This window comes from Streptomyces sp. PR69 (genome assembly GCF_026420845.1).
Classification (GTDB): domain Bacteria; phylum Actinomycetota; class Actinomycetes; order Streptomycetales; family Streptomycetaceae; genus Streptomyces.
Map to the genome: position 1 here is coordinate 1 of NZ_JAOWCB010000055.1, position 22,331 is coordinate 22,331.

The 22,331-nt window shown below is 70.3% G+C and carries 17 protein-coding genes; 10 read left to right on the forward strand and 7 right to left on the reverse strand.

Going from position 1 to position 22,331, the window contains the following annotated elements:
• The first annotated feature begins 392 nt into the window (after positions 1 to 392).
• The 6 genes from OF819_RS28025 to OF819_RS28050 all read left to right on the forward strand — a co-directional run bounded on the left by OF819_RS28025 (position 393) and on the right by OF819_RS28050 (position 8,396).
• Positions 393 to 983, forward strand: a complete 591-nt coding sequence (locus tag OF819_RS28025; RefSeq protein WP_267246452.1) for a hypothetical protein — start codon at positions 393 to 395, stop codon at positions 981 to 983.
• A gap of 198 nt (positions 984 to 1,181) precedes the next feature.
• Positions 1,182 to 2,720 (forward strand): FG-GAP-like repeat-containing protein, encoded by a 1,539-nt coding sequence (locus OF819_RS28030; protein WP_267246453.1) that lies wholly within the window; start codon positions 1,182 to 1,184, stop codon positions 2,718 to 2,720.
• Positions 2,721 to 3,116: 396 nt separating this feature from the next.
• Positions 3,117 to 4,652 carry an FG-GAP-like repeat-containing protein gene (locus OF819_RS28035; RefSeq protein WP_267246454.1) on the forward strand — a complete coding sequence of 512 codons (1,536 nt, stop codon included), beginning with the start codon at positions 3,117 to 3,119 and terminating at the stop codon, positions 4,650 to 4,652.
• A gap of 1,388 nt (positions 4,653 to 6,040) precedes the next feature.
• The gene (locus tag OF819_RS28040; protein ID WP_267246455.1) at positions 6,041 to 6,634 is read left to right on the forward strand and encodes a Uma2 family endonuclease; all 594 of its coding nucleotides are present in this window, start codon (positions 6,041 to 6,043) and stop codon (positions 6,632 to 6,634) included.
• A gap of 92 nt (positions 6,635 to 6,726) precedes the next feature.
• Positions 6,727 to 7,317 (forward strand): Uma2 family endonuclease, encoded by a 591-nt coding sequence (locus OF819_RS28045; RefSeq protein ID WP_267246456.1) that lies wholly within the window; start codon positions 6,727 to 6,729, stop codon positions 7,315 to 7,317.
• Positions 7,318 to 7,397: 80 nt separating this feature from the next.
• Positions 7,398 to 8,396: an aldo/keto reductase gene (locus OF819_RS28050; protein ID WP_267246457.1), complete on the forward strand. Its 999-nt coding sequence runs from the start codon at positions 7,398 to 7,400 to the stop codon at positions 8,394 to 8,396.
• Positions 8,397 to 8,664: 268 nt separating this feature from the next.
• Here OF819_RS28050 and thpR read toward each other — a convergent pair whose 3' ends face one another.
• The 3 genes from thpR to OF819_RS28065 form a co-directional block, all read right to left on the reverse strand.
• Positions 8,665 to 9,228 (reverse strand): RNA 2',3'-cyclic phosphodiesterase, encoded by a 564-nt coding sequence (gene thpR, locus OF819_RS28055; RefSeq protein ID WP_267246458.1) that lies wholly within the window; start codon positions 9,226 to 9,228, stop codon positions 8,665 to 8,667.
• A gap of 732 nt (positions 9,229 to 9,960) precedes the next feature.
• A complete protein-coding gene (locus OF819_RS28060; RefSeq protein WP_267246459.1) occupies positions 9,961 to 11,400 on the reverse strand; it encodes an MFS transporter in 1,440 nt (479 codons plus the stop codon).
• 32 nt (positions 11,401 to 11,432) lie between these two features.
• Complete coding sequence (locus OF819_RS28065; protein WP_267246460.1) at positions 11,433 to 11,870, reverse strand: MarR family winged helix-turn-helix transcriptional regulator; 438 nt, start codon at positions 11,868 to 11,870, stop codon at positions 11,433 to 11,435.
• Between the two features lie 209 nt (positions 11,871 to 12,079).
• Between OF819_RS28065 and OF819_RS28070 the strand changes: the two genes are divergently transcribed.
• On the forward strand, positions 12,080 to 12,268 hold the full coding sequence (locus OF819_RS28070) for a ribbon-helix-helix protein, CopG family (RefSeq protein WP_267246461.1): 189 nt from the start codon (positions 12,080 to 12,082) through the stop codon (positions 12,266 to 12,268).
• Here OF819_RS28070 and OF819_RS28075 read toward each other — a convergent pair.
• The gene (locus tag OF819_RS28075; RefSeq protein ID WP_267246462.1) at positions 12,235 to 13,719 is read right to left on the reverse strand and encodes an NCS2 family permease; all 1,485 of its coding nucleotides are present in this window, start codon (positions 13,717 to 13,719) and stop codon (positions 12,235 to 12,237) included. The two genes, OF819_RS28070 and OF819_RS28075, sit on opposite strands and share 34 nt — an antisense overlap.
• Before the next feature lie 140 nt (positions 13,720 to 13,859).
• On the opposite strand from OF819_RS28075, the gene OF819_RS28080 reads away from it, so the two are divergent.
• Positions 13,860 to 14,159, forward strand: a complete 300-nt coding sequence (locus OF819_RS28080; protein WP_267246463.1) for a DUF2530 domain-containing protein — start codon at positions 13,860 to 13,862, stop codon at positions 14,157 to 14,159.
• A gap of 53 nt (positions 14,160 to 14,212) precedes the next feature.
• On the forward strand, positions 14,213 to 16,714 hold the full coding sequence (locus OF819_RS28085) for an HAD-IC family P-type ATPase (RefSeq protein ID WP_267246464.1): 2,502 nt from the start codon (positions 14,213 to 14,215) through the stop codon (positions 16,712 to 16,714).
• Between the two features lie 49 nt (positions 16,715 to 16,763).
• Here OF819_RS28085 and OF819_RS28090 read toward each other — a convergent pair whose 3' ends face one another.
• Both OF819_RS28090 and OF819_RS28095 read right to left on the reverse strand, forming a co-directional pair.
• Complete coding sequence (locus tag OF819_RS28090; protein WP_267246465.1) at positions 16,764 to 17,468, reverse strand: metal-dependent transcriptional regulator; 705 nt, start codon at positions 17,466 to 17,468, stop codon at positions 16,764 to 16,766.
• 32 nt (positions 17,469 to 17,500) lie between these two features.
• On the reverse strand, positions 17,501 to 18,040 hold the full coding sequence (locus tag OF819_RS28095; protein ID WP_267246466.1) for a YbhB/YbcL family Raf kinase inhibitor-like protein: 540 nt from the start codon (positions 18,038 to 18,040) through the stop codon (positions 17,501 to 17,503).
• Between the two features lie 105 nt (positions 18,041 to 18,145).
• On the opposite strand from OF819_RS28095, the gene OF819_RS28100 reads away from it, so the two are divergent.
• Positions 18,146 to 18,850: a GntR family transcriptional regulator gene (locus OF819_RS28100; protein WP_267246467.1), complete on the forward strand. Its 705-nt coding sequence runs from the start codon at positions 18,146 to 18,148 to the stop codon at positions 18,848 to 18,850.
• Between the two features lie 212 nt (positions 18,851 to 19,062).
• Here OF819_RS28100 and OF819_RS28105 read toward each other — a convergent pair whose 3' ends face one another.
• Positions 19,063 to 22,185, reverse strand: coding sequence for a sacsin N-terminal ATP-binding-like domain-containing protein (locus OF819_RS28105; RefSeq protein ID WP_267246468.1), 3,123 nt, complete (start codon positions 22,183 to 22,185; stop codon positions 19,063 to 19,065).
• Positions 22,186 to 22,331: the final 146 nt, after the last annotated feature.

Below are 22,331 nucleotides of genomic sequence, written 5' to 3' on the forward strand. Positions count from 1 at the left end.
ACCGAAAACCAACGCTGCCGTGGTCATCGCGACCACGGCAGCGAATCCACCGCGTGGATGTCGGCCACGACGCAACATACGTGACGGATTCATGTCAGATAGTTCCCCGTTCGGGCTTCTTTACTGAGGCGGTCGGCCTCTCAGTCAGGTCGAAGGGCGTGGCCACGCACCCGGGAAGCATGATCACACAGGCAAACCGCTCCCCATTGCAGACGCAATAGACCCACTGAGACTTGATCACCCCAGTGAGTCGCGACTTCGATCCACGGAAGTTCCAGTGCACAGCCGAAGTTGACGATAAGTCCGGTAGTTGACTCGTAAGTCAGGGCACCAACAAGCCGACGGGTGAGACATCGACCACATCGCCACAAGTTGGGGAATCCTGACATCGAGTGATATTCGTTCTGCCGGGGGCTGTCTACGCCCTCCAGGTTGCACTCAAACTGAAACGCGAGTTATCGATGCGGATATCCTCACGCTCTCTGACCGCTGGCATGGCAGCTGGCGCCATGGTCGGCACCACTCTCCTCATCGCGGGAGCAGCGAGCGCCGCTGACGACATCGAGAGCACATCCCGCGCTGCCCATACATCTGCCGAGCAGCCTCCCAGCACCGTGGAGGACTTCTCCTACCCAGGCGCGGAGAAGATTCTCAAGGAGAAGAATCTTAAGCTGAAGCACGGCAACGGGAAGATCCTTCTGGCCGACTGCGACAGTGAGCCGAGCCTCCTGAGGTTCGCTGCCCGTGACCGCGACAACGATGATTTCTGTTTCAAGGTCACTGGCGACAACGGATACTTGTCTCTGGAGGTACCTTCGGTCGGCGGCGTGAAGAGCAGCGTCTACAACGCCAAGATCAACATGACGGTCGGAGACGAGCACAAGTCGTTCGACATCCCGAAGAACTCCTGGAAGGGCGTCGGCGAGAACGCCGACCCGGCCGGCCGCGAGCACACACTGGTAGAGATCTTCACCAGCAAATAGCTTGAGCCATCAGTATCGCCAGCAGCGACGTCAAGGCATACAGGGCTGACGCCGGTGCAAGGGGGATTGTGCTGCTTGCACAATCACCACGACCCGAAGCGGCCCCTATGCACCGGAAAGGCGACAGGGCCACGAGCCGATGGTGTTGCCGAGGCAGACAACCGGCTCTCCGCTATCAGAGGAACAGGAACAACGACCATGTCGAGCAATCGTCCACGAAGGGCGATCACGGGGGGCCTGATTGCGGCGGCCGTCGCGACCCCCGTCGCCGTCGCAGCCCCCGCCCACGCCGTCGTCGACGGCCCCGTGAGGCAGGGCGCGTACAGCTTCACCGCACACCTCGCCATCGGCGACACCGACCGCGCCTGCACCGGATCCCTCGTCGCGCCCCAGTGGGTCCTGACCGCCAAGCGCTGCTTCGCCGACAAGCCGGGGGCGGCCGTCGCGGCCGGGGTGCCGAAGGTGGCGACGAGTGTCACCGTCGGGCGTACCGATCTGACGAAGGCAGGCGGCTTTGTCACCAAGGCCGTCGAGCTGGTTCCGCGCAGCGACCGGGATGTGGTGCTCGTCAAGCTGGCGCAGCGGGTTCAGGGTGTCGCGCCGGTCAAGGTTGCTGAGAAGGCGGCCGCGGCCGGTGAGGATCTGCGGATGGCCGGGTTCGGGCGGACCAAGACCGAGTGGGTGCCCAACCGGCTGCACTCCTCGGTGTTCACCGTGGACGCCGTCAGCGGCAGCGAGGTCCACCTGAGCCCCGCGTCGGCGGGCGCGGCCATGTGCAAGGGCGACGCCGGCGGGCCCGCGCTGCGGGAGGCCGACAGTGCGACGGAGCTGGTGGCGCTGAATGTGGCGGCGTATCAGGGAGGTTGTCTGGGTGAGACCGAGACGCGCACCGGCGCTCTCGACGTCGCGGTCCATGATCTGGGCGGCTGGATCGAGGAGACGACGTTCCGCGTCCAGGACGATGTCACCGGCGACGGCATCGCCGACCTCGCGGCCATCTGGAACGACGGCACCCTGCATGTGTACCCCGGTGACCGGGACAAGGTCCTCAGCGGTCAGCGCATCAGCCAGCTGGGCGGCGCCACGTGGAAGACCGTCAAGCAGGTCGCCAAGGGCGACTTCACGAACGACGGCATCGCCGACATCGTCGCCATCTGGGGCGACGGCACGCTGCATGTCTACAAGGGGGACGGCAAGGGCAAGTTCCTCAACGGCACTGCCGTCGCCCAGGGCGGCAGCACCTGGGGCACGATCAAGCAGCTGACCGCGGGCGACTTCACCGGCGACGGAAACGCCGACCTGATGGCCGTATGGAAGGACGGCACCCTGAACCTCTACCAGGGGAAGGGCAATGGACAGTTCGCGCCCGCGGTGAAGATGCGCGTCGGAGGGGACAGCTGGGGCACGGTGAAGCTGCTGCCGGGCGGGGACTTCGACGGCGACGGCATCAGCGATCTGATGGCCGTCTGGAAGGACGGCACTCTCCACTTCTACCAGGGTGACGGCACGGGGCAGGTCAAGAACGGCCGCTCGATCGCGCTTGGCGGCGACACCTGGGGATCCATCCGGCAGCTGACCGCGGGCGACTTCACCGGGGACGGCGTCGCCGACCTGATGGCCATCTGGAACGACGGCACGCTCCATATGTACGAGGGTGACGGCAACGGCTCCGTACGCGGTCAGGTCACCGTTCCCGTCGGAGGCGACTCCTGGCGGACCGTACTGGAGCTCGTCTGACGGCGACGGTCACCCGGAAAAGCGGGGGTCCGCAATGATCCGCCAGGCTGATGGACGGCCTGGCGGATCGTTCGTACACAGGCTGAGTGCAGGCGTGCTCGCAGTGAGGACCGCCTGCATTTATTGGCGCTTACATATGATTTACTCGGCATACCAGAGGTGAGCTGGTTGTCCCGATACTCCGGAGCAGGCTTTTCATGCCCCGCCCGAGCTGGGACCGACAGGGCGTCATAAGCGCGCGGCGCGATCTGACCAGGGGGATCCTGATGCTTGCACAAGCGCCGCGGCCGACAGCGGCCACTTTGCGCCGGAACGACGACAGGTCCATGAGCCGGCGGTGACGCCGGAGCAGACGGCCAGCTCTCCGCGACCAAAGGGAAACAGGAACAAACGACCATGTTGAGCAATCGTCCGCGCAAGGCGCTCACCGGGGGACTGATGGCGACCGCCATCGCAGCCCCCATCGCCATCGCAGCCCCCGCCCATGCCGTCGTCGGCGACACCGTCGAGCAGGGCGCGTACAGCTTCGCCGCGCATCTCGCCATCGGCGACACCGACCGTGCCTGCTCCGGCGTTCTGGTGGACCATCAGTGGGTCCTCAGTGCGGCGAGCTGCTTCGCCAAGACTCCGGGGGGATCGGTTCCGGCCGGCAAGCCCTCAGTCAAGACGGTCGCCACCGTCGGGCGGGCGGATCTGTCCGCGGGCGGCGGGCATGTGAGCGAGGTCGTGGAGCTGGTGCCCAGCCCGGACCGCGATCTGGTGATGGCGCGCCTGGCCAAGCCCGCGGACGGTCTGACGCCGATCAAGCTGTCGTCCGGCGCCCCGGCGGCCGGTGACACCCTGAAGGTGGCGGGCTTCGGCCGTACCAAGACCACCTGGGTCCCGAACCGTCTGCACGCGGGCGCGTTCACCGTGGACTCCGTCACCGACACCGCGGTGAACATCAGCGCCAAGGACGGAGCGGGGGCTGTCTGCAAGGGCGACGCCGGCGGCCCGGCCTTCCGCGAGAAGAACGGCTCCTACGAGCTGGTCGCGGTCAACAGCCGTTCGTGGCAGGGCGGCTGCATCGGCAATACGAGCGAGACCCGCACCGGCGCGGTCGAGAGCCGGGTCGACACCGCCGCCGGGTGGATCCAGCGGATACGTCTGGCGTCCATGTACCAGAACGTCACGGACCTCGTCACCTCCGCCGACTTCAACGGCGACGGCCGCCCCGACGTCGCCGCCGTCCTCAAGGACGGCAATCTGCACGCCTTCTACACCACGGCGAACGGCAAGCTTGAGTACGGCCGCGAGCTGTGGCGGCACGACGGCACCTGGGGAGGCAAGCAGAAGATCGTCGGCGGTGACTTCAACGGCGACGGCCTCGCCGACATCGCAGCCATCGCCAGCGACGGGCACCTCCACCTCTACCCGGGCACCAGCAGCGGCCGCCTCGGCTCGCCGCTGAAGATGTGGAAGGACGACACCTGGCGCAACTTCCTCAACGTGACGCGCTACCGCGGCGCCGGCTGGGAGCGCGACGGGCTGCTCGCCATCGCTCCCAGCGGCGGCCTGTACGCCTACCCGAGCGCGGCCAACGGCGTGCTGACCGGCAAGCGCCACGAGATGTGGCACGACAGGACCTGGAACAAGAAGCACATCAGCAGCGGTGACTTCAACGCCGACGGCCGCGACGACGTGATCGCCATCGCCCAGAGCGGCGGCATCCACCTCTACAAGGGCAACGCCAAGGGGAAGTTCGACTTCGGCACCTCCATGTGGCACGACGAGACGTGGGGCGGCTTCCGCGTCATCATGGGCGGCGACTTCAACGGCGACGGCAAGGCCGACGTCGCCGGAATCAACAGCAGCGGCGGACTGTACCTGTACCCGGGTGACGGCAAGGGCAAGCTGGGCTCCCGCACGGGGATGTGGCCCGCCAAGTCCTGACCGCCTTCTGGGCACCTGGTTCGACAGCATCACGCTGACGATCACCGTGTGACAACGGCGGGGAACTGACCCGTCCGCAGACCGGCTCCCTCGAACGACCCGCGAAGGGCACGCGCCCTCGCGGGTCGTTCCATGCCGCGAACTGCTGCGAACGGTCCCCGTCAGACCTGCGTGCTCCCCGCCATCTGCCGCAGGCGCTTCGGGTGCCGCAGACGCCGCAGGCACCGCGGGCGTTTCGGGTGGGGGGTGGGGAAGGTTCTTCTCCGGGGTTCTTTCCCCCTTGGGGGGATGACCGCCGAGTTCCGGGGCCTCCGGTTCACCGACCGCCGGAAGCCGGGCACTCGGATCGTCGGCGTCTCCCGGATCGCTGGGCGGCGGTGACTCGTCCGTCTGCCCGGCGGCGCGCAGCGAAGCCGCCTCCTCATCCGTGAGGGTGACGTTCGACATCAACTGGTCGGTGGACCAGAGCCCTCGGCCGCCCTGCCACCGCCACTGGTGCAAGTATCCGCAGGCCAACAGCTGTTGTTTGGCGTTGTGGAACGCCCTGCCCGTGATCCCGATGTTCTCCGCGTGCCTGTTCAGCGGCTTGCGCGCCTCTTCCTCGGGGAGCCCCTGGATGTAAATGATCAGAAGCTTGGCGTCGCTGTTCAGCCGCCGGTGGCGTACGACATCGTGCGAGACCTTCGTGAAGCGCCGCGTCGGCGCGGTAGCATGCCTGAGCATCCCGGTGGACCGCTTTCCACTCGTGGTGAAGGTCCTCGGATTGGTGTTGGCGCACCGCCGAGGACCGCCCTGTTTTCACGGAGCGTATTGACACGGTCACCGTACAGCACAGATGACCGCGTCGTACAACAACTCCGGTTCTACGAACGGAACTTCGAATGTGGGCCGCGATCTCCAGTCCAGCGGCCGCGGTCTGAGGCGGAAGCAGGAAGTACATATTCCGTCCCCCCCCCCGGTGCTCTCACGGACGATCGGCCCGGCCTGAAAGTCCGTGAACTGCATCAGCTCATACGCGACTTGTTCGGCGAGAAAGCCCGCGATGCGGACCGCGTCGAAATGGACTCCGGCATGGCGGAGAGCATGCCCGGACGCCGGCACCCACGAGGGCGCGCCGGTCCAGGTGAAGTCTTCGGATTCATCCCGCACACCCTTCCGACCTGCGGCTACGGTGACCACCACTTCGTACGCGCCGTGCACCGCTGTGCACTGGGAGGTGGCCATCGTCTCTGCGCTCGCGTAAGGCGGTGCGCCAACGCACGGCGCAGGCTGCCGGTCGCGGCGGTACGCCAGGACCGCAGGCGGAGCGACCACCGTGTCCTCCCTCCGTGCGTATCGTTGTACTTGGCGCTGTCTGCGATCGAGCGGCAGCGGGGAGGAGCGCCACGATGACCGTCGTAGAAGCCGACAGGATCGAGATGGCCAACAGCAGCGACGAGCTCACCCTGGACACGCTGTTCGAGTGGCTCGAGAAGATGCCCGTCCCCGAGGGATACAAGACCGAGATCGTCGGGGGGCACATCTTCATGTCGCCACAACGGGACGTCCACTGGAACATCATCCGCCGGATCGTACGAGCCCTGGAAGACCGGTTCGGAATGGACGCCAAGATCATGTCGGACGTCCGCATCGACTTTCCCGGTGACCTCAACGGCTTCGCGCCGGACGTGGTACTGCTCAGCGACAATGCCGAGAAGAACGCACACGGGCGCTGGAACTACCAGGACGTGCAATTCGTCGCCGAGGTCATCTCCAAGAACACCGCCCTGAACGACTACGGCCCCAAGAAGGCCGCCTACGCCGAGGCCAAGGTCCCCGCCTACCTCATCATCAACCCTTACACCGGCAAGTGCGTCCTCCACACCACACCCAAGAACGGCGACTACGACACCGACGCCAGGTTCACCTTCGGCGACGAGATCGACCTCACCCACACCCCCGCCGGCCTCACCCTCGCCACGGACGACTTCCCCCGCGACTGACACTTCCTCGCTGCCACCGTGTCCTCTCCTGCGTGCGTATCGTTGTACTCGGCGCTGTCTGCGATCGAGCGGCAGCGGGGAGGAGCGCCACGATGACCGTCGTAGAAGCCGACAGGATCGAGATGGCCAACAGCAGCGACGAGCTCACCCTGGACAACCTGTTCAGGAGGCTCGAGAGGATGCCCGTCCCCGAGGGATACAAGGTCGAGATCGTCGGGGGGTCCATCCATATGTCGCCGCAGCGGCAGACGCACTGGGAGATCATCTTCAGCATCGCCAGGCAGCTGGCTGCTGTGTACGCCCCGAAGCGGCTGGCTTCGGATGTCCGGATCGACTTTCCCGGATATCTCAACGGCTTCGCGTGCGACGTCGCCGCGTTCACCGAGCACTCCAGGAAGAACGCCAAGGGGCTCTGGCGCTACCAGGACATCGAGTTCGTCGCAGAGGTTATTTCCAAGGACACCGCCGCAAACGACTACGGGCCCAAGAAAGCCTCCTATGCCGAGGCGGGCATCCCCGTCTATCTGATCGTCGATCCGTACGTCGGCAAGTGCCTGCTCCACACATGCCCGGAGAAAGGCGACTACGCCAGTGAGGCGAAGTTCGACTTCGGCGACGAGATCGACCTTACCCACACCCCCGTCGGCCTCGCCCTGACCACGGACGACTTCCCCCGCGACTGACGTCTGGCCGACGGACGCGCTCGCCCGCGCCGCGCGCGTTCGCTTGCCTGGAGTGGCTCGAGGGCGTTGGCTTGGCGTCCATGAAGTACACGCAGCTCGGACGTACCGGACTCAAGGTCAGCCGAATCGTCCTCGGGACGATGAACTTCGGGCCGCAGACCGACGAGGCGGACAGTCACACCATCATGGACGCCGCGCTCGGCGCGGGGATCAACTTCTTCGACACGGCAAACGTGTACGGCTGGGGCGAGAACAAGGGCCGTACGGAAGAGATCATCGGCAACTGGTTCGCCAAGGGCGGCGACCGCCGGGACAAGGTGGTTCTGGCCACCAAGGTGTTCGGGAATATGGCCGCGGACGGCGGCGAACCCTGGCCCAATCACGACCGGCTCTCCGCGCTCAACATCCGGCGGGCGGTCGACGCGTCGCTGAAGCGGCTGAAGACCGACCACATCGATCTGTATCAGTTCCACCACATCGACCGGCGCACGCCCGTGGACGAGATCTGGCAGGCGATGGGCGTCCTGGTCCAGCAGGGCAAGATCCTCTATGTGGGGTCCAGCAACTTTCCCGGCTGGAAGATCGCGCAGATGAACGAGGCTGCCGGCCGCCGTGGCTCGTATGGCCTGGTCAGCGAGCAGTGCCTGTACAACCTGGCTGAGCGGCGCGCCGAGATGGAGGTCATTCCGGCCGCGCGGGAGTACGGGCTGGGGGTCATCCCCTGGTCGCCGCTGAGCGGGGGGCTGCTCGGCGGGGTGATCAGGAAGGAGCGGGAGGGCGGCGCGGGCCGGTCCGCGGCCGGGCGGTCCGCTCAGGCGCTGGCGAACACCGAGGTGCGGGCGCAGATCCAGGCGTACGAGGAGCTGCTCGACAAGCACGGTCTGGAGCCGGGTGAGACCGCGCTGGCCTGGCTGCTGACCCGGCCCGGAGTGACGGGTCCGATCGTCGGGCCGCGCACCGCCGACCAGCTCGCCTCCGCTCTGCGCGCGGTCGAGCTGGAGCTGTCGGACACCGTGCTCGCGGCGCTGGACGAGATCTTCCCGGGGCCCGGGCCCTCTCCCGAGGCGTTCGCCTGGTGAGCCAGGGGGGCGGTGGGACCGGTACGACCGGTGAGACCGGTGAGGCAAGCACGGCTGATGAGGCTGGTACGGCCGGTGAGGCAGGCACGGCCGGTGAGCCCGGCGCGGGCAACCGTCAGAGCACTGACGCCACCGCGATGATCGCGAACATCAGCACAAGCGCACCGGCCATGATCCGGTTACGGGTCTTCGGGTCCACGCCTTGAGGTTAACCCGCCCGGTCCCGCCGCTCTCCCGAGGGGCGGGACCGGGCCGGCGGCGGCGGGGCTCAGCGGCCCAGCTCCCACTCGCCCACGGTCTCGTACCGGGGCCGCCCGCCCGGGGCCCCGCCCTTCGGCAGATTGCTGCGTACGAGAGCCAGCCGGGCCACCTCCCACGGCTCGCCCTCCAAGCCCTCCAGCGCCGCGACGTACGGCCGCAGGTCGGCGTCGAAGCGGGCGCGGGCGATCGTCAGATGGGCCTGGTAGCGGCGGTGCTCTTCCATGGGCACGCCGGCGCGGCGCGCCGCCGCGTCGGAGCGTTCCGCGAGGAGCCGCAGTTCGTCGAGGCCGCCCGCCGCGCCGATCCACAGTGCCCGCTTGCCGAACCTCCCGCCGCCGTGCACACGCAGCGGGAAGGGCGTGCTCCGGTGGGCCGCCCGCGCCAGCCGCTCATGCAGTTCCGGCAGCAGCCGCTCCTCCACCTCCCCCATGAAGGCGAGCGTGTAGTGCCAGCCCTCGGGGGTGGTCCAGCGCAGGTCGTCCGCGCCCGGGAGAGATCTCAACCGGTCTACGGCGCGGCCGACTTCGTCCAGCGCCGCGGGAGGGGGCAGTACGGCGGTGAAGAGTCTCATAGGGCGAGTCTCCCACCGCCGCGGGGGCCTTCGGCACCGCGCCTCCGGCCACTCAGCACGCCCCAGGGCATCTCGCCCCCTTGCTGCCGGGTACCCCGCTCGGGCCTCTGCCCTGCCGCCCTGTCTGCGACCGGCAGCCCCGCGCCGTCTCGCGCGGCCCCGCGCCGCCCCGCGAGACGCCCTGAGGGCGGTCCCCCCTGACTGGTCGGCTGACTGGCCGGCCGCCGCTCCGGGCGGCCGGACTGCGACCGTCAGGTCCACCGTTGCCACTCGGGCCTCCGGGCCCCGGCCGCTGGAGGTCGGCTCGGCTGACTGCCCAGCCGCCCTGTCCGTGCCCAGCGCTCCGCGCCGCCGCAGCGCGTGGCGTCTGCTGCCCGGGCGCCATGCGCGACGCGCCGAGGGAGGTTCAGTGCCGGGCTGGTCGCCGTCGTCCCCGCGCCGTCGCCCCCGCCAGACGGCCGGAGTCCGATTGCCAAGCCCACCAGGCCATTGCCCCGCGGGCCGACGCCATTGCCCAGCGGGCCGACCGGGCCCCGGCCGCCCGGGCCGACCGGGCCGCCATGCCCAGTTCATCGCCCCGGTGGCCGACCGGGCCCGAGCCGACCGAGCCGCCCGAGCCGCCCGAGCCGCCATGCCCAGTTCATCGCCCCGGTGGCCAACCGGGCCGACCGGCCACCGGGCCCATCGCCCGTCACACCGGCAGACAGCCGGGCCGCGACCCGGCGCGCGCCGTCACACCGCCGGAATCAGCTCCTCCGCCGGCTCCCGCGCAGGGCGCTCGCCCGGCGCGCGGGAGTCACCGCGCCCACCGCGCCCACCGGGTTCGCGGCACTCATGAGGCTCATGAGACTCACGGGGCACAAACCGCACCCGCGGGCGCACCCCCCGCCGCAGGTCCACCTTGAGGCGCAGGCCGCCCACGCGGGCCAGGATCAGGCCCACGCCCACCGCCGCGAGCAGCGAGACCGCGCCGCCCGCCGCGAAGCCGACGCGCGGGCCGAAGGTGTCGGTGATCCAGCCGACCAGCGGGGCGCCGATCGGCGTGCCGCCGATGAAGACCATCATGAACAGGCTCATCACCCGGCCCCGCATCTGCGGGTCCGTCGCCATCTGGAGGCTGGAGTTCGCCGTGACGTTCACGGTCAGGCCGAACATCCCGATGGGGGCCATCAGCACCGCGAAGACCCAGAAGGCGGGCGCGAACGCCGTCACGATCTCCAGCAGGCCGAAGATCAGCGCCGCCCCGACCAGGATGCGCAGCCGGGAGGCGCCGCGGCGGGCGGCGAGCAGCGCGCCCGTCAGCGAGCCGGCCGCCATCAGGGTGTTGAGCAGGCCGTAGGCGCCCGCTCCCGAGTGATAGACGTCGTCGACGAAGGCCGTAAGCCAGATGGGGAAGTTGAAGCCGAAGGTGCCGATGAAGCCGACGAGGACGATCGGCCAGATCAGCTCGGGCCGCCCGGCGACATAGGCGAGCCCTTCCCGCAGCTGGCCCTTGCCGCGCGGTGCGCGCCGGGACTTGTGGAGTTCGGCGGGCCGCATCATCAGCAGGCCCGCGAGGGGCGCGAGGAAGGACAGTCCGTTGAGGAGGAAGGCATAGCCGCTGCCGACGGCGGTGATCAGCACACCGGCGACGGCGGGGCCGACGAGCCGGGCGGACTGGAAGTTGGCGGAGTTCAGGCTGACCGCGTTGGGCAGCTGCTCCGGGCCGACCATCTCGAAGACGAAGGACTGGCGGGCGGGGTTGTCGACGACGGTGACCAGGCCGAGGAGGAAGGCGGTCAGATAGACATGCCAGACCTGTACCTGGCCGCTGAGGGTGAGGACGGCGAGGGCGAGGCCGGTCAGGGCCATCGCGGACTGGGTGGCCAGCAGCAGCGGCCGCTTGGGCAGCCGGTCGGCGAGGACCCCGCCGTACAGGCCGAAGAGCAGCATCGGCAGGAACTGGAGCGCGATGGTGATGCCGACGGCCGACGCGGAGCCGGTGAGGGTGAGCACCAGCCAGTCCTGGGCGATGCGCTGCATCCAGGTGCCGGTGTTGGAGATGACCTGCCCGATGGCGAAGAGCCGGTAGTTACGGATCTTCAGCGAGCTGAACATGGAGGTGCGGTTGGCGGTGGGTGTTGTCGTAGGGGCAGGTGCGGGTGCGGAGTCTGCTCCGGGTCCCGTACGCAAAAGTGTTCGCCTCCCAGGGTGTCGGCGGCTGCTTACATATGCGCGAGCTTCTCCAGTACGGGTGCGGCCTCGCGGAGTTTGGCCCACTCGTCCTCGTCCAGGCCGTCGGCGAGAGCGGCCAGCCAGGCGTTCCGCTTGCGGCGGGACTCTTCGAGCATGGCTTCGGCCTGCTCGGTCTGGCTGACCACCTTCTGCCGGCGGTCGTCGGGGTGCGGCTCCAGCCGGACCAGTCCCTTGGCCTCCAGCAGCGCCACGATCCGGGTCATGGACGGCGGCTGGACGTGCTCCTTGCGGGCCAGCTCACCGGGGGTGGCGGAACCGCAGCGGGCGAGGGTGCCGAGGACCGACATCTCGGTCGGGCTCAGCGATTCGTCGACGCGCTGGTGCTTGAGGCGTCGGCCCAGCCGCATCACGGCCGAGCGGAGGGCGTTCACGGCGGCTGCGTCGTCGCCGTGGTTCAGGTCAGGCATAGTCCTTAGGGTAGCTCATTAGCCAGGCTAAGGATAGTCGTGTTATCGCCGCCACGTGTCACTCATATGAGTGAGTCGCATCCGGAAAGTGACGCCACTCGTGAGGCGCACTGGTCACTCTGACCGACATGGGATGCATGGGATCGACATCGGGTACGGCATCGGGTCTGGCACCGGGTTCGGCATCGGGATCGGGATCGACATCGACTGTGCTCAGCCTGCGGATAGACGGAGAGCTGCTGGGCCGGCTCCGGCAGCATGCCGCCAGACGGGGGACGAGCGTCCAGGACTATGTCGTCCGGACGCTCGCCCGCGTCGACTTCGACGAACGCCTCCATGCGGCCGTCGACGAGACGGAGAAGTTCTACGACGTGAGGCCCAGCGCCGGCATCACGTAGTAGAAGGCGAACACCGCCGACACGGCGTACATGGGGACGGGCACCTCACGCCCCCGGCCCGCCGCCAGCCGCAGCACGCTGAAGGCGATGAAGCCGATCCCGATGCCGTTGGTGATCGAGTAGGTGAACGGCATCATCACCATCGCCAGGAACGCCGGCACGGCGATCGTGAAGTCACCCCAGTCGATGTCCCGCACCGAACCGGCCAGGATCAGAAAGCCCACGGCCACCAGCGCGGGCGTCGCCGCCTGTGAGGGCACCATGGTGGCCAGCGGGGTCAGGAACAGCGCCAGCGAGAACAGCCCGCCGGTGACCACGGACGCCAGCCCCGTACGCGCCCCCTCGCCGACGCCCGCCGTGGACTCCACGAAGCAGGTGGTCGCGGACGAGGAGCTGGCGCCGCCCGAGGCGACCGCCAGACCGTCCACCAGCAGGACCTTGTTGATGCCGGGGACATTGCCGTCCTCGTCCATCAGCTTCGCCTCGTCGCCCACGGCGAGGATCGTGCCCATCGCGTCGAAGAAGCACGACAGCAGCACGGTGAAGACGAACAGCAGGCCGGTCAGCAGCCCCACCTTCTCGAACCCGCCGAACAGGCTCACCTCGCCGATCAGCCCGAAGTCCGGGGAGGCGACCGGGCTGCCCGGCCACTTGGGGGTGGTCAGCCCCCACGCCCCCTGAGGAAGGTCCGCGAGCAGCTGCACGCCCGCCGCGACGGCCGTCATCGCCACGATGGAGATCAGGATCGCGCCCGGCGTCTTGCGGATGATCAGCGCGAGTGTGAGCAGCACGCCGACGACGAAGACCAGGACCGGCCAGCCGCCCAGATGGCCGTCCGGGCCCAGCTGAAGCGGAACGGCGGTCTTGGCGTCGTCCGGGATACGGGAGACAAAGCCGGAGTCGACCAGTCCGATCAGCATGATGAACAGGCCGATGCCGATCGCGATGCCCTTGCGCAGCCCCAGCGGCACGGCGTTCATGACCCGCTCACGCAGCCCGGTGGCCACCAGCAGCATCACGGCGAAACCGGCCAGCACCACCATGCCCATCGCATCGGGCCAGGACATCCGGGGCGCGAGCTGGAGGGCGACGACGGTGTTCACGCCGAGGCCGGCGGCCAGCGCGACCGGCACATTGCCGATCACGCCCATGAGCAGCGTGGTGAACGCGGCGGTGATCACCGTGGCGGTGACCAGCTGGCCGCCGTCGAGATAGTTCTCGTGCACATCGTGCGCGGAGCCGAGGATGATCGGGTTCAGCACGATGATGTACGCCATCGCGAAGAAGGTGGCGAACCCGCCGCGCACCTCGCGGCCGACGGTGGAGCCGCGCTCGGAGATCCGGAAATAGCGGTCGAGCGCGCCGCCGAGGCGGCCGTGACCGGAACCCGGCTGCTGCTGCGGCTGCGGAGACTGCTGGCCGTCCGCAAGGGCAGTGGCCGTGGGGGGCATACGGGAACCTCGCCGTGCTCTCTTCAGCTGTTCATACGAACGCAAGGGGCTGGACACAAACCGTTTCAGTATGAACACATGAACGAAAGATCGGTATCTCCGCGCGTAGACCCATAGTGGCTACCCACTAAACTCGCCGCATGGCCGGTTTTCTGAAGTGGACTCCCAAGCACGAGGCGCCGGAGCCCCTGGAAGGACCCGTCGTCGCCACCATCACAGGCGGCACGATCCTGTGGTTCGTCCTCTTCCTCGCACAGGTCCCCTTCTACGGCTGGTTCGACGACCGCGATCTGACCTGGTGGGTGTGGACGTGTCTGGCCGGCGCGGGCCTGGGCCTCATCGGCATCTGGTACGTGCGCAAGCGGGACGCCGCGATCAAGCGCGCGCGGCAGGACGGCCGCGTACCCCCTGGGGACGATCTGCCTCCTCCCGCAGTCTGAAGTTCACCCCGTTCGGGGGGTGAACCACGGAAACCGCCCGTAACGTCGGAACCATGACGCAGCGGGCGAGGACCGACCAGAGCGGCGGCGACGGCCAGGACGACGGCCCTGAGCCGGCACGCGGCCCCCTCATAGACGCGGGGGCCGAACTCGACCCCGTGCATCCGCGGACCCTGCCCGCGTCGCCCGCCGGGCGCACGGCCGCGAAAGCAACCGGCCTGACCACGGCGGAGGTCGCGGAGCGCGTCGCGCGGGGCGAGGTCAACGACGTCCCCGTACGCAGCTCCCGCTCCACCGCGGACATCGTCCGCGGCAATGTCTTCACCCGCTTCAACGCCATCATCGGCGTCCTGTGGGCGATCATGCTCTTCGTCGCGCCGATCCAGGACAGCCTCTTCGGCTTCGTCATCCTCGCCAACACCGGCATCGGCATCATCCAGGAGCTGCGCGCCAAGAAGACCCTCGACGGGCTCGCCGTCATCGGCGAGGCGAAGCCGACGGTGCGGCGGGACGGCGTCGCCGCCGAGATCCACACCTCCGAGATCGTCCTCGGGGATCTGATCGAGCTGGGCCCCGGCGACAAGGTCGTGGTCGACGGGGAGGTGGCGGAGGCCGACAGCCTGGAGGTCGACGAGTCGCTGCTCACCGGCGAGGCCGACCCCGTCGTCAAACACCCCGGCGACCAGGTGATGTCGGGCAGCTTCGTCGTCGCGGGCGGCGGCGCGTTCACCGCGACCAAGGTGGGGCGCGAGGCGTATGCGGCGCAGCTCGCCGAGGAGGCGTCCCGCTTCACGCTCGTCCACTCCGAGCTGCGGTCCGGGATCTCCACGATCCTCAAGTATGTGACCTGGATGATGATCCCGACCGCCCTCGGCCTCATCATCAGCCAGCTGATCGTCAAGGAGCACGCCTTCGACGACTCGGTGGCGCGGACGGTCGGCGGGATCGTGCCGATGATCCCCGAGGGTCTGGTGCTGCTGACCTCCGTCGCCTTCGCCATCGGCGTCATCCGGCTGGGCCGCCAGCAGTGCCTGGTGCAGGAGCTGCCCGCGATCGAGGGCCTCGCGCGCGTCGACGTCGTCTGCCTCGACAAGACGGGCACCCTCACCGAGGGCGGCATGGACGTCACCGAACTGCGCACGCTGGGCGGCACGGAGGAGGAGTACGTACGGAAGGTGCTGGGCGCGCTCGGCGAGTCCGATCCCCGGCCCAACGCCTCACTTCAGGCGATCATCGACGCCTATCCGGACAGCGAGGAGTGGCGGTGCACCGAGGCTCTGCCCTTCTCCTCCGCGCGCAAGTACAGCGGCGCGAGCTTCAGCGAGGGCAACGGCGAGAGCTCCAGCTGGCTGCTGGGCGCGCCGGATGTGCTGCTCGCGCCGGACGACCCGGCTCTGGACGAGATCGAGCACCTCAACGAGCAGGGGCTGCGGGTGCTGCTGCTGGCCCGCGCCGCGGACGGGTCCGGGGCGCTCGAAGGGGCGCACGCGGCGCGCGACGCCAAGCCCGCCGCACTGGTGGTGCTGGAGCAGCGGCTGCGGCCGGACGCGTCTGACACCCTGCGGTACTTCGCCGAGCAGAAGGTCTCGGCGAAGGTCATCTCCGGCGACAACGCGGTGTCGGTGGGCGCGGTCGCGGGCAAACTGGGGCTGCCCGGCGCGGAGAACACCGTCGATGCGCGGCGGCTGCCGGACGAGCGGGACGCCATGGGCGCGGAGCTGGAGGAGAACGCCGTCTTCGGGCGGGTCACCCCGCAGCAGAAACGCGACATGGTCGGCGCGCTCCAGGCGCGCGGGCACACGGTCGCCATGACGGGCGACGGCGTCAATGACGTCCTGGCGCTCAAGGACGCCGACATCGGGGTGTCGATGGGGTCGGGTTCGGAGGCGACGCGCGCCGTCGCACAGATCGTGCTGCTGAACAACAGCTTCGCCACCCTGCCGTCGGTGGTCGCGGAGGGGCGGCGGGTGATCGGCAACATCACACGGGTCGCGACCCTGTTTCTGACGAAGACCGTGTACTCGGTGCTGCTGGCGATCCTGGTGGTCCTCACCCAGGTCGAGTACCCCTTCCTGCCGCGGCATCTGACGCTGCTGTCCACGCTGACGATCGGCGTGCCCGCCTTCTTCCTGGCGCTGGCGCCCAACAAGGAGCGCGCCAAGCCGCACTTCGTACGGAGGGTGATGCGGTACGCCGTCCCCGCCGGCCTGATCGCGGCGGCGGCGACCTTCGCGACGTATCTGCTGGCCCGCGTCCACTACAGCGGCCCGGGCGCGCTCGCCGCGGAGACCAGCGCCGCGACGCTGACGCTGTTCCTGGTCTCCATGTGGGTCCTGGCCATCATCGCCCGCCCCTACACCTGGTGGCGCGTGGGCCTGGTGGCGGCGATGGGGCTCGGTTTCCTGCTGGTGCTGGCAGTCCCCTGGCTGCAGGACTTCTTCGCGCTGAAACTCGTCGGCACGACGATGCCCTGGGCGGCGGTGGCGATCGCGGCGGCGGCCGCGGGGGCGCTGGAGTTCGCGTGGCGGTGGGTGACACGGAGATTCCCGGCGTAGGACGGGCCGGGCCCGGGGGCCGGTTCGGCGCCCCGGGGCCCGGCCGGGCTCAGCGCGTTGCCACGAAGACGTACGCGGCGGCCTGCGTGGGGAGTTCGGCGGCCTCCCCGCCGCTGCCGACCGTCACGCCGCCGGGCGACGGCGTCACGCTCACGACCGCGCCGGGCCGCACCCCGGCGCGCCGCAGAGTGCGCATCAGCCGGGGGTCGCTCTGGATCGGCTCCCTGATGCGCCGTACGACCGCACTGATGCCGTACGGCCCGGGCTCCAGGTCGCTGAGGCTGACCATGCTCTCGCCGGGGAACGGATCTGCGGCGCGCTGCTCGCCCAGCTCCTCCAGGCCCGGGATGGGGTTTCCGTAGGGCGACTCCGTCGGGTGCCGCAGCAGCTCCAGGACGCGGCGTTCGACGGCCTCGCCCATCACATGCTCCCAGCGGCAGGCTTCGGCGTGGGCGTGCTCCCACTCCAGCCCGATCACGTCGACGAGCAGGCACTCGGCGAGCCGGTGCTTGCGCATCACGCGCGTGGCGCTCCGACGGCCCTCCTCCGTCAGCTCCAGACGCCGGTCGCCGGCGATATGCAGCAGGCCGTGGCGCTCCATGCGGGCGACGGTCTGGCTGACCGTGGGACCGCTCTGGTTCAGGCGCTCGGCGATGCGGGCGCGCAAGGGGACCGCGCCTTCCTCCTCAAGCTCCAGGATCGTGCGGAGGTACATCTCCGTGGTGTCGATGAGTCCGGACCTGCTGTTCGGCATGCTGCTCGACATGCTGTTCGGCATGCCGTTCGTCAGGCGGGGGTTTCGGCGGTGGCGGTCAGGACCGCGCGGCCGAGGGTGTGGCCCGCCATGGTGAAACCGAGGACGGCCGGAGTGGCGTCGGCCGGGACGCCGATGGACTCGACGTCGAGGGCGTGCACCACGACGAAGTAGCGGTGCGGGCCGTGCCCGGCCGGCGGGGCGGCCCCGGTGAAGCGGGCCGCGCGGGCGTCGTTGGGCAGCTGGAAAGCGCCCTCGGGCAGGCCCGATCCGGTGTCGTCCCCGGCCCCCTCGGGCAATTCGGCGACGCCGGCGGGGATGTCGGCGACCGCCCAGTGCCAGAACCCGGACCCGGTGGGGGCGTCGGGGTCGTAGACGGTGACGGCGTAGCTCCTGGTGCCTTCCGGCGCGCCGCTCCAGGACAGCTGCGGGGAGACGTCCTTCCCGCCGGGGACGCCGAAGATGCCGGAGAACTGCTCGGGCGGCCAGGCGTCGCCGTCGGCGACGGTGGTGCTCATGACGGTGAAGGAGGCCGCCTCGGGGAGGCGGGCGAAGGGGTCGTTGGCGCTCATCGCGTCGTCGTTCCTTTCAGACCGTGCTGTGGGTGGGCTTCATGCCAGCAGATCGACCATAACACTAATAATCGATTATTCGCTGGATCGTCTATGCTGATGTCCATGACTCAGACGGCCCACACCTCGGCCTCATCCGGGAAGCAGATGCTCTCCGAGCAGGTCTACGCACACCTGCGGGACGCGATCATGCGCGGGGACCACTCCCCCGGCGACGCCCTCAAACCACAGGACCTCGCCAAGGAACAGGGCGTGAGCCTGGCCGTCGTGCGTGAGGCACTTGTACGGCTGGTCGGCGAGGGCCTCGCCGACCGGCTGCCCAACCGGGGCTTCGCCGTCCCGTCCTTCTCCGACCGCCGCTGGCAGGAGATCGCGGAGGCCCGCCGGACCATCGAACCGGTCGTGCTGCGCATGTCCGTCGAGCGCGGCGACGTCGACTGGGAGGCCCGCGTACGAGCCGCCCACCACCGGCTGGCCCGCACCCCGGCGTATGCGCCGGAGGAGGGCGAGTACTACAGCGGGGCATGGTCCGAAGCCCACCGGGCCTTCCACCGCACCCTGCTGGAGGGCTGCGGCAACCCCGTCCTGCTGGAGACCTTCGACCGGATGTGGACGGCGAGCGAACTGGCCCGCCGCTGGTCGGCGCACCACAACCCCGACCGGGACTACGCCGGCGAGCACCGCCGCCTGGAGGAGGCGGCGCTGTCCCGCGACGCCGACACGGCGGCCGAGGTGCTCACCCGGCACCTCACCCAGACCGCAGCCGGCCTGACCGCCCGCACCGACCACAACCCGGCGAAGCGCCCCTGACGCCCCTCACCGCCCGCCCAACGGGCAACGGGCAACGGCAATCGAGCGGACGGGCGGCCTGGCGGACGGGCAGACCGCGCACCCGGCCCGGGGCCCAGTGACCCGCCCGCGCTCTACAGGCAAAGGCAATCAGGCGGGTGGGTGGGACAAGCCACCGGCCCGGGCCCCGGGAGGCCCGACGCCTTACCCCCCGTACCAGCCCAAGCGGAGCGTCACGCGTCGAACCAGCGGTCCCGCGCCAGTTCCCGCTCCCTGTCCGGGTCCTCCAGCAGCGCTGCCACCTCGAAGCGCCTCGGCCACTGGCCCGCCGCCCAGGCGAGGCCGGCCGCGACGCCCTCCAGGGTGGCGGCGTGGAGCGTTCCGTCCGGGGTCCGGCGCCAGTCCAGTTCGACGCCGCCCGCGAGGAGTTCCTCGTGCTCGTTGTACGAGGACGGGGCGTCCGGCCCGAGCAGGGTGCGCACCGACGCAGGGACGTCGCGTTCCTCGCCGTCCGTCGTGACCTCCGCCGCGACGGTCTCGCTGAGCCGCCGCACCTGGAGCAGCTCCGCCAGCTCGGCCGCCTGCCCCGGAGCGACCGGCAGCAGGGGCAGCCCGCTCGTCAGCGGCAGCAGATCCGGCGCGTCGGCCACGACCGCGTCCGCCGCGTCGACCACGCGGACCTCGCCGTCCACGACGGCCCGCAGCTCGTCCGGCAGGGTCACCTGCTCCGGGGCCAGCCCGGCCATCGCGGTGTACAGGCCGTGCAGCTGCGCGGCCCGCACCGGCCGGCCGGGGTCCGCCAGCCGCCCCAGCAGCTCCGCCGCGCCACCGGGCTCTTCCAGCAGGGCGGCGACCGTGGTGCGCACGCCGAGGGCCCGCAGCACCTGGGCGTCCTCAAAGCCGGTCGCGTCGACCGTGTCGTACAGCCCCTCCAGCAGCGGGTCCCCGCCCGCGGCCCGCAGCCCGGCGGGGCGGCGGCCGTCGAGGACCGGGTGGTCGCGCAGCCACCAGGCGGTGTACGGGCGCACGGTCTCGGTCGTCCCGTCCGGCAGCAGAATCCGCACCTGCTGGGTGAGCGCGTCCCGCAGCGGAGGCTGCGCCAGCAGCGCCAGGGCCTGCGGCCAGGCGTCGTCGTCCACCAGGTCCAGGTCGCGCACGGCGACGATCTCGGTGGCGACCGGCGGGACGGGGGTTTCCGGCAGCCGGTCGAGTACGTCCTCGCACCAGACGTCGACGGCGTCGAGCAGCCCGGCGTCGTCCGGCTCGGGGAAGTCGCCGTCGCGTGGCTCCAGTTCGTCGGGGTCGAGGACGACGTCCTCGGCGCGTACGAGGGCGAAGTTCGCCAGCACCCCGCAGGCGGCGAGCGGCTGCTCGCCCCACCGTTCGGCCAGTTCCGCGTCGCACAGCGCCAGTTCGTCCTCGCGCATCACGGCGGCGAAGGGGCTGTCCGGCAACACCAGTTCGGCGGCGGGGGCCAGCTCCCCGTCCTCGTCGGGAAGGGCGAGCGCGCCGAGCCACGGCTCGTCGCCGGGGTCCAGATCGGCGTCCCGTACGAGCGCGAGGACGGTCTCGGCGAGTTCGTCGGCGTCGAGGGAGTCCTCCTCCCACATCTCCCCGGCGTCCAGCGAACCGGCCACGGCCGCCTGCACCTGAGGCGTCGTCAGCACGGCGCGCGGGGTCGCGGGCAGCGCGCCCAGCTTCTCCAGCAGCGGATGCGCGGCATCCGGATGGGCGACCTTCAGACCGAGGCGGGCGAGCTGCGGCGGGGTGTCGGGCAGCGGCAGCAGGGTCTGCCGGGGCCCGATCGCCGTACGGCTGTCGGCCAGCGGGACCGGGAGGCCGGAGAGCCGGTCTGGGTCCACTCCGGCCAGGCTGTCGTACAGCCGGCGCCACCACTCGGGCGCGCGCTCAAGACCGGCGAGCCGGTCGATCGCCTCGGTCAGCGGGACGCGGGCGACGCCGAGCGTGCGCAGCTCCACGCGCCGCTCCAGACCGGCGGGCAGCAGCGACGGCATGACCTCGGCCAGTACGCGTACGGTGTCGGCGCCCGCGCCCTCCAGCACCTCGGCCTCGATGGCGCGCAGCCCCTTGGCTCCGCCCTCCTCTGTGTCGTCGCGCGGGGCGGCGGGCTCCAGGAACGCGACGCGCGGCAGCCGGGTGAGGATCTCGGCGCGCAGCGCCCCGTCCAGCTCCCCCTTGCCGAGCGGGCCCGGCACCAGGTCGATGGTCCCTGCGGTCACCGGCGTCCAGTCGGCGAGCAGTTCGGCGTACGCGTCGGCCGCGCGGCCGACGAGGAAGTCCGTGAGCGGGCCGCGGGCCGGGTGCCGGCGCGTGGTGTCCAGCGGGAGCGAGGCGATGAGCAGCGCGGGGACGCCGAGGGGCTCGTCGGTGGGGGTGGGGGCGTGGACGACGGGTGCGGTACGGGGGCGGGCGGGCGCTCCCTCGTCGTCCACGGGCACGGCCCAGGTGACGGACCAGTGCGGGCGCAGCCGCTCCTCTACGGGCCGGTCGGCGAGCAGCGCCGCGTCAATGGGGCCGCCGTGGCTGACGACCCGCCAGCGGCGGTCGCCGTGGGCGCTGTCCTCGATATGGACGTACGGGCCCTGCGCGGTGCGGCGCAGCGTCCTCGTGCCGTCCGGGGTCTCGACGACGATCTCGTCCAGGCCGGGGAGGGCGAGCAGCAGGGCGTCGTCGATGCCCGCGAGGAGCCGCTCGACGAGATCGACGGCCGCGCCGTCGCGGAGCGGCAGGACGACGACGGTGTCATACCCCTCCGGAGCGGTGCCCTCGGCGGGCAGCGGCAGCCGCAGCAGGGGGACATGGCCCTCGCGGCGGCGCAGCTCGTCCCCGAGGCCGGGGCTCGCCTTGGCGGCTTGCGCGGTCAGCTCGCGGGCCTCCGCCAGGGACCAGCGGACGCCGCCGTGGCGGCCGACGACGGCGGGTTCGTCGCTGACGGCCAGCACGGCCGCGAAGCCGACGCCGAACCGGCCGACAGCCGACTCATGCCCCTCCCGCTTGGCGGAGGCCCGCAGGGTGCTGAGGGATTCGACGCCCGCGGCGTCGAGCGGCGCGCCGGTGTTGGCGGCGGCCAGCACGGCGGGGTCGCCGGGCGCGGGGCTGGGGTGCAGCGTGAGCCGCAGCCGGCCGCGGGTCCCGGCGCGGGCTGCGGCGTCGGCGGCGTTCTGGGCGAGCTCCACGACGAGGCGGTCCCGGTAGCCCCCGAGCGCCAGGTCCTCCTCCGCGTTCGCATCCTCCCGGAAGCGCGCCGGACTGGCCCCCCAGGCGTCGAGCACGCCGCGGCGGAGTCGGGCCGTGCCGAACGGGTCGTGGCCCTCGGTGGTCCTGACGACGCTCACGGTGCGCTCCACTCTCTGCTCAGTGCCCACGGTGCGTGGCTTGTCGCCCGAAGGTACCGCGCGGAACGCCTTTCCCGATGCCTGGGGCACGGGGTCCCGCTGGCATCGCCGTCATGTGGACTGGTCAGCCGCCATAGCGTTCGGGC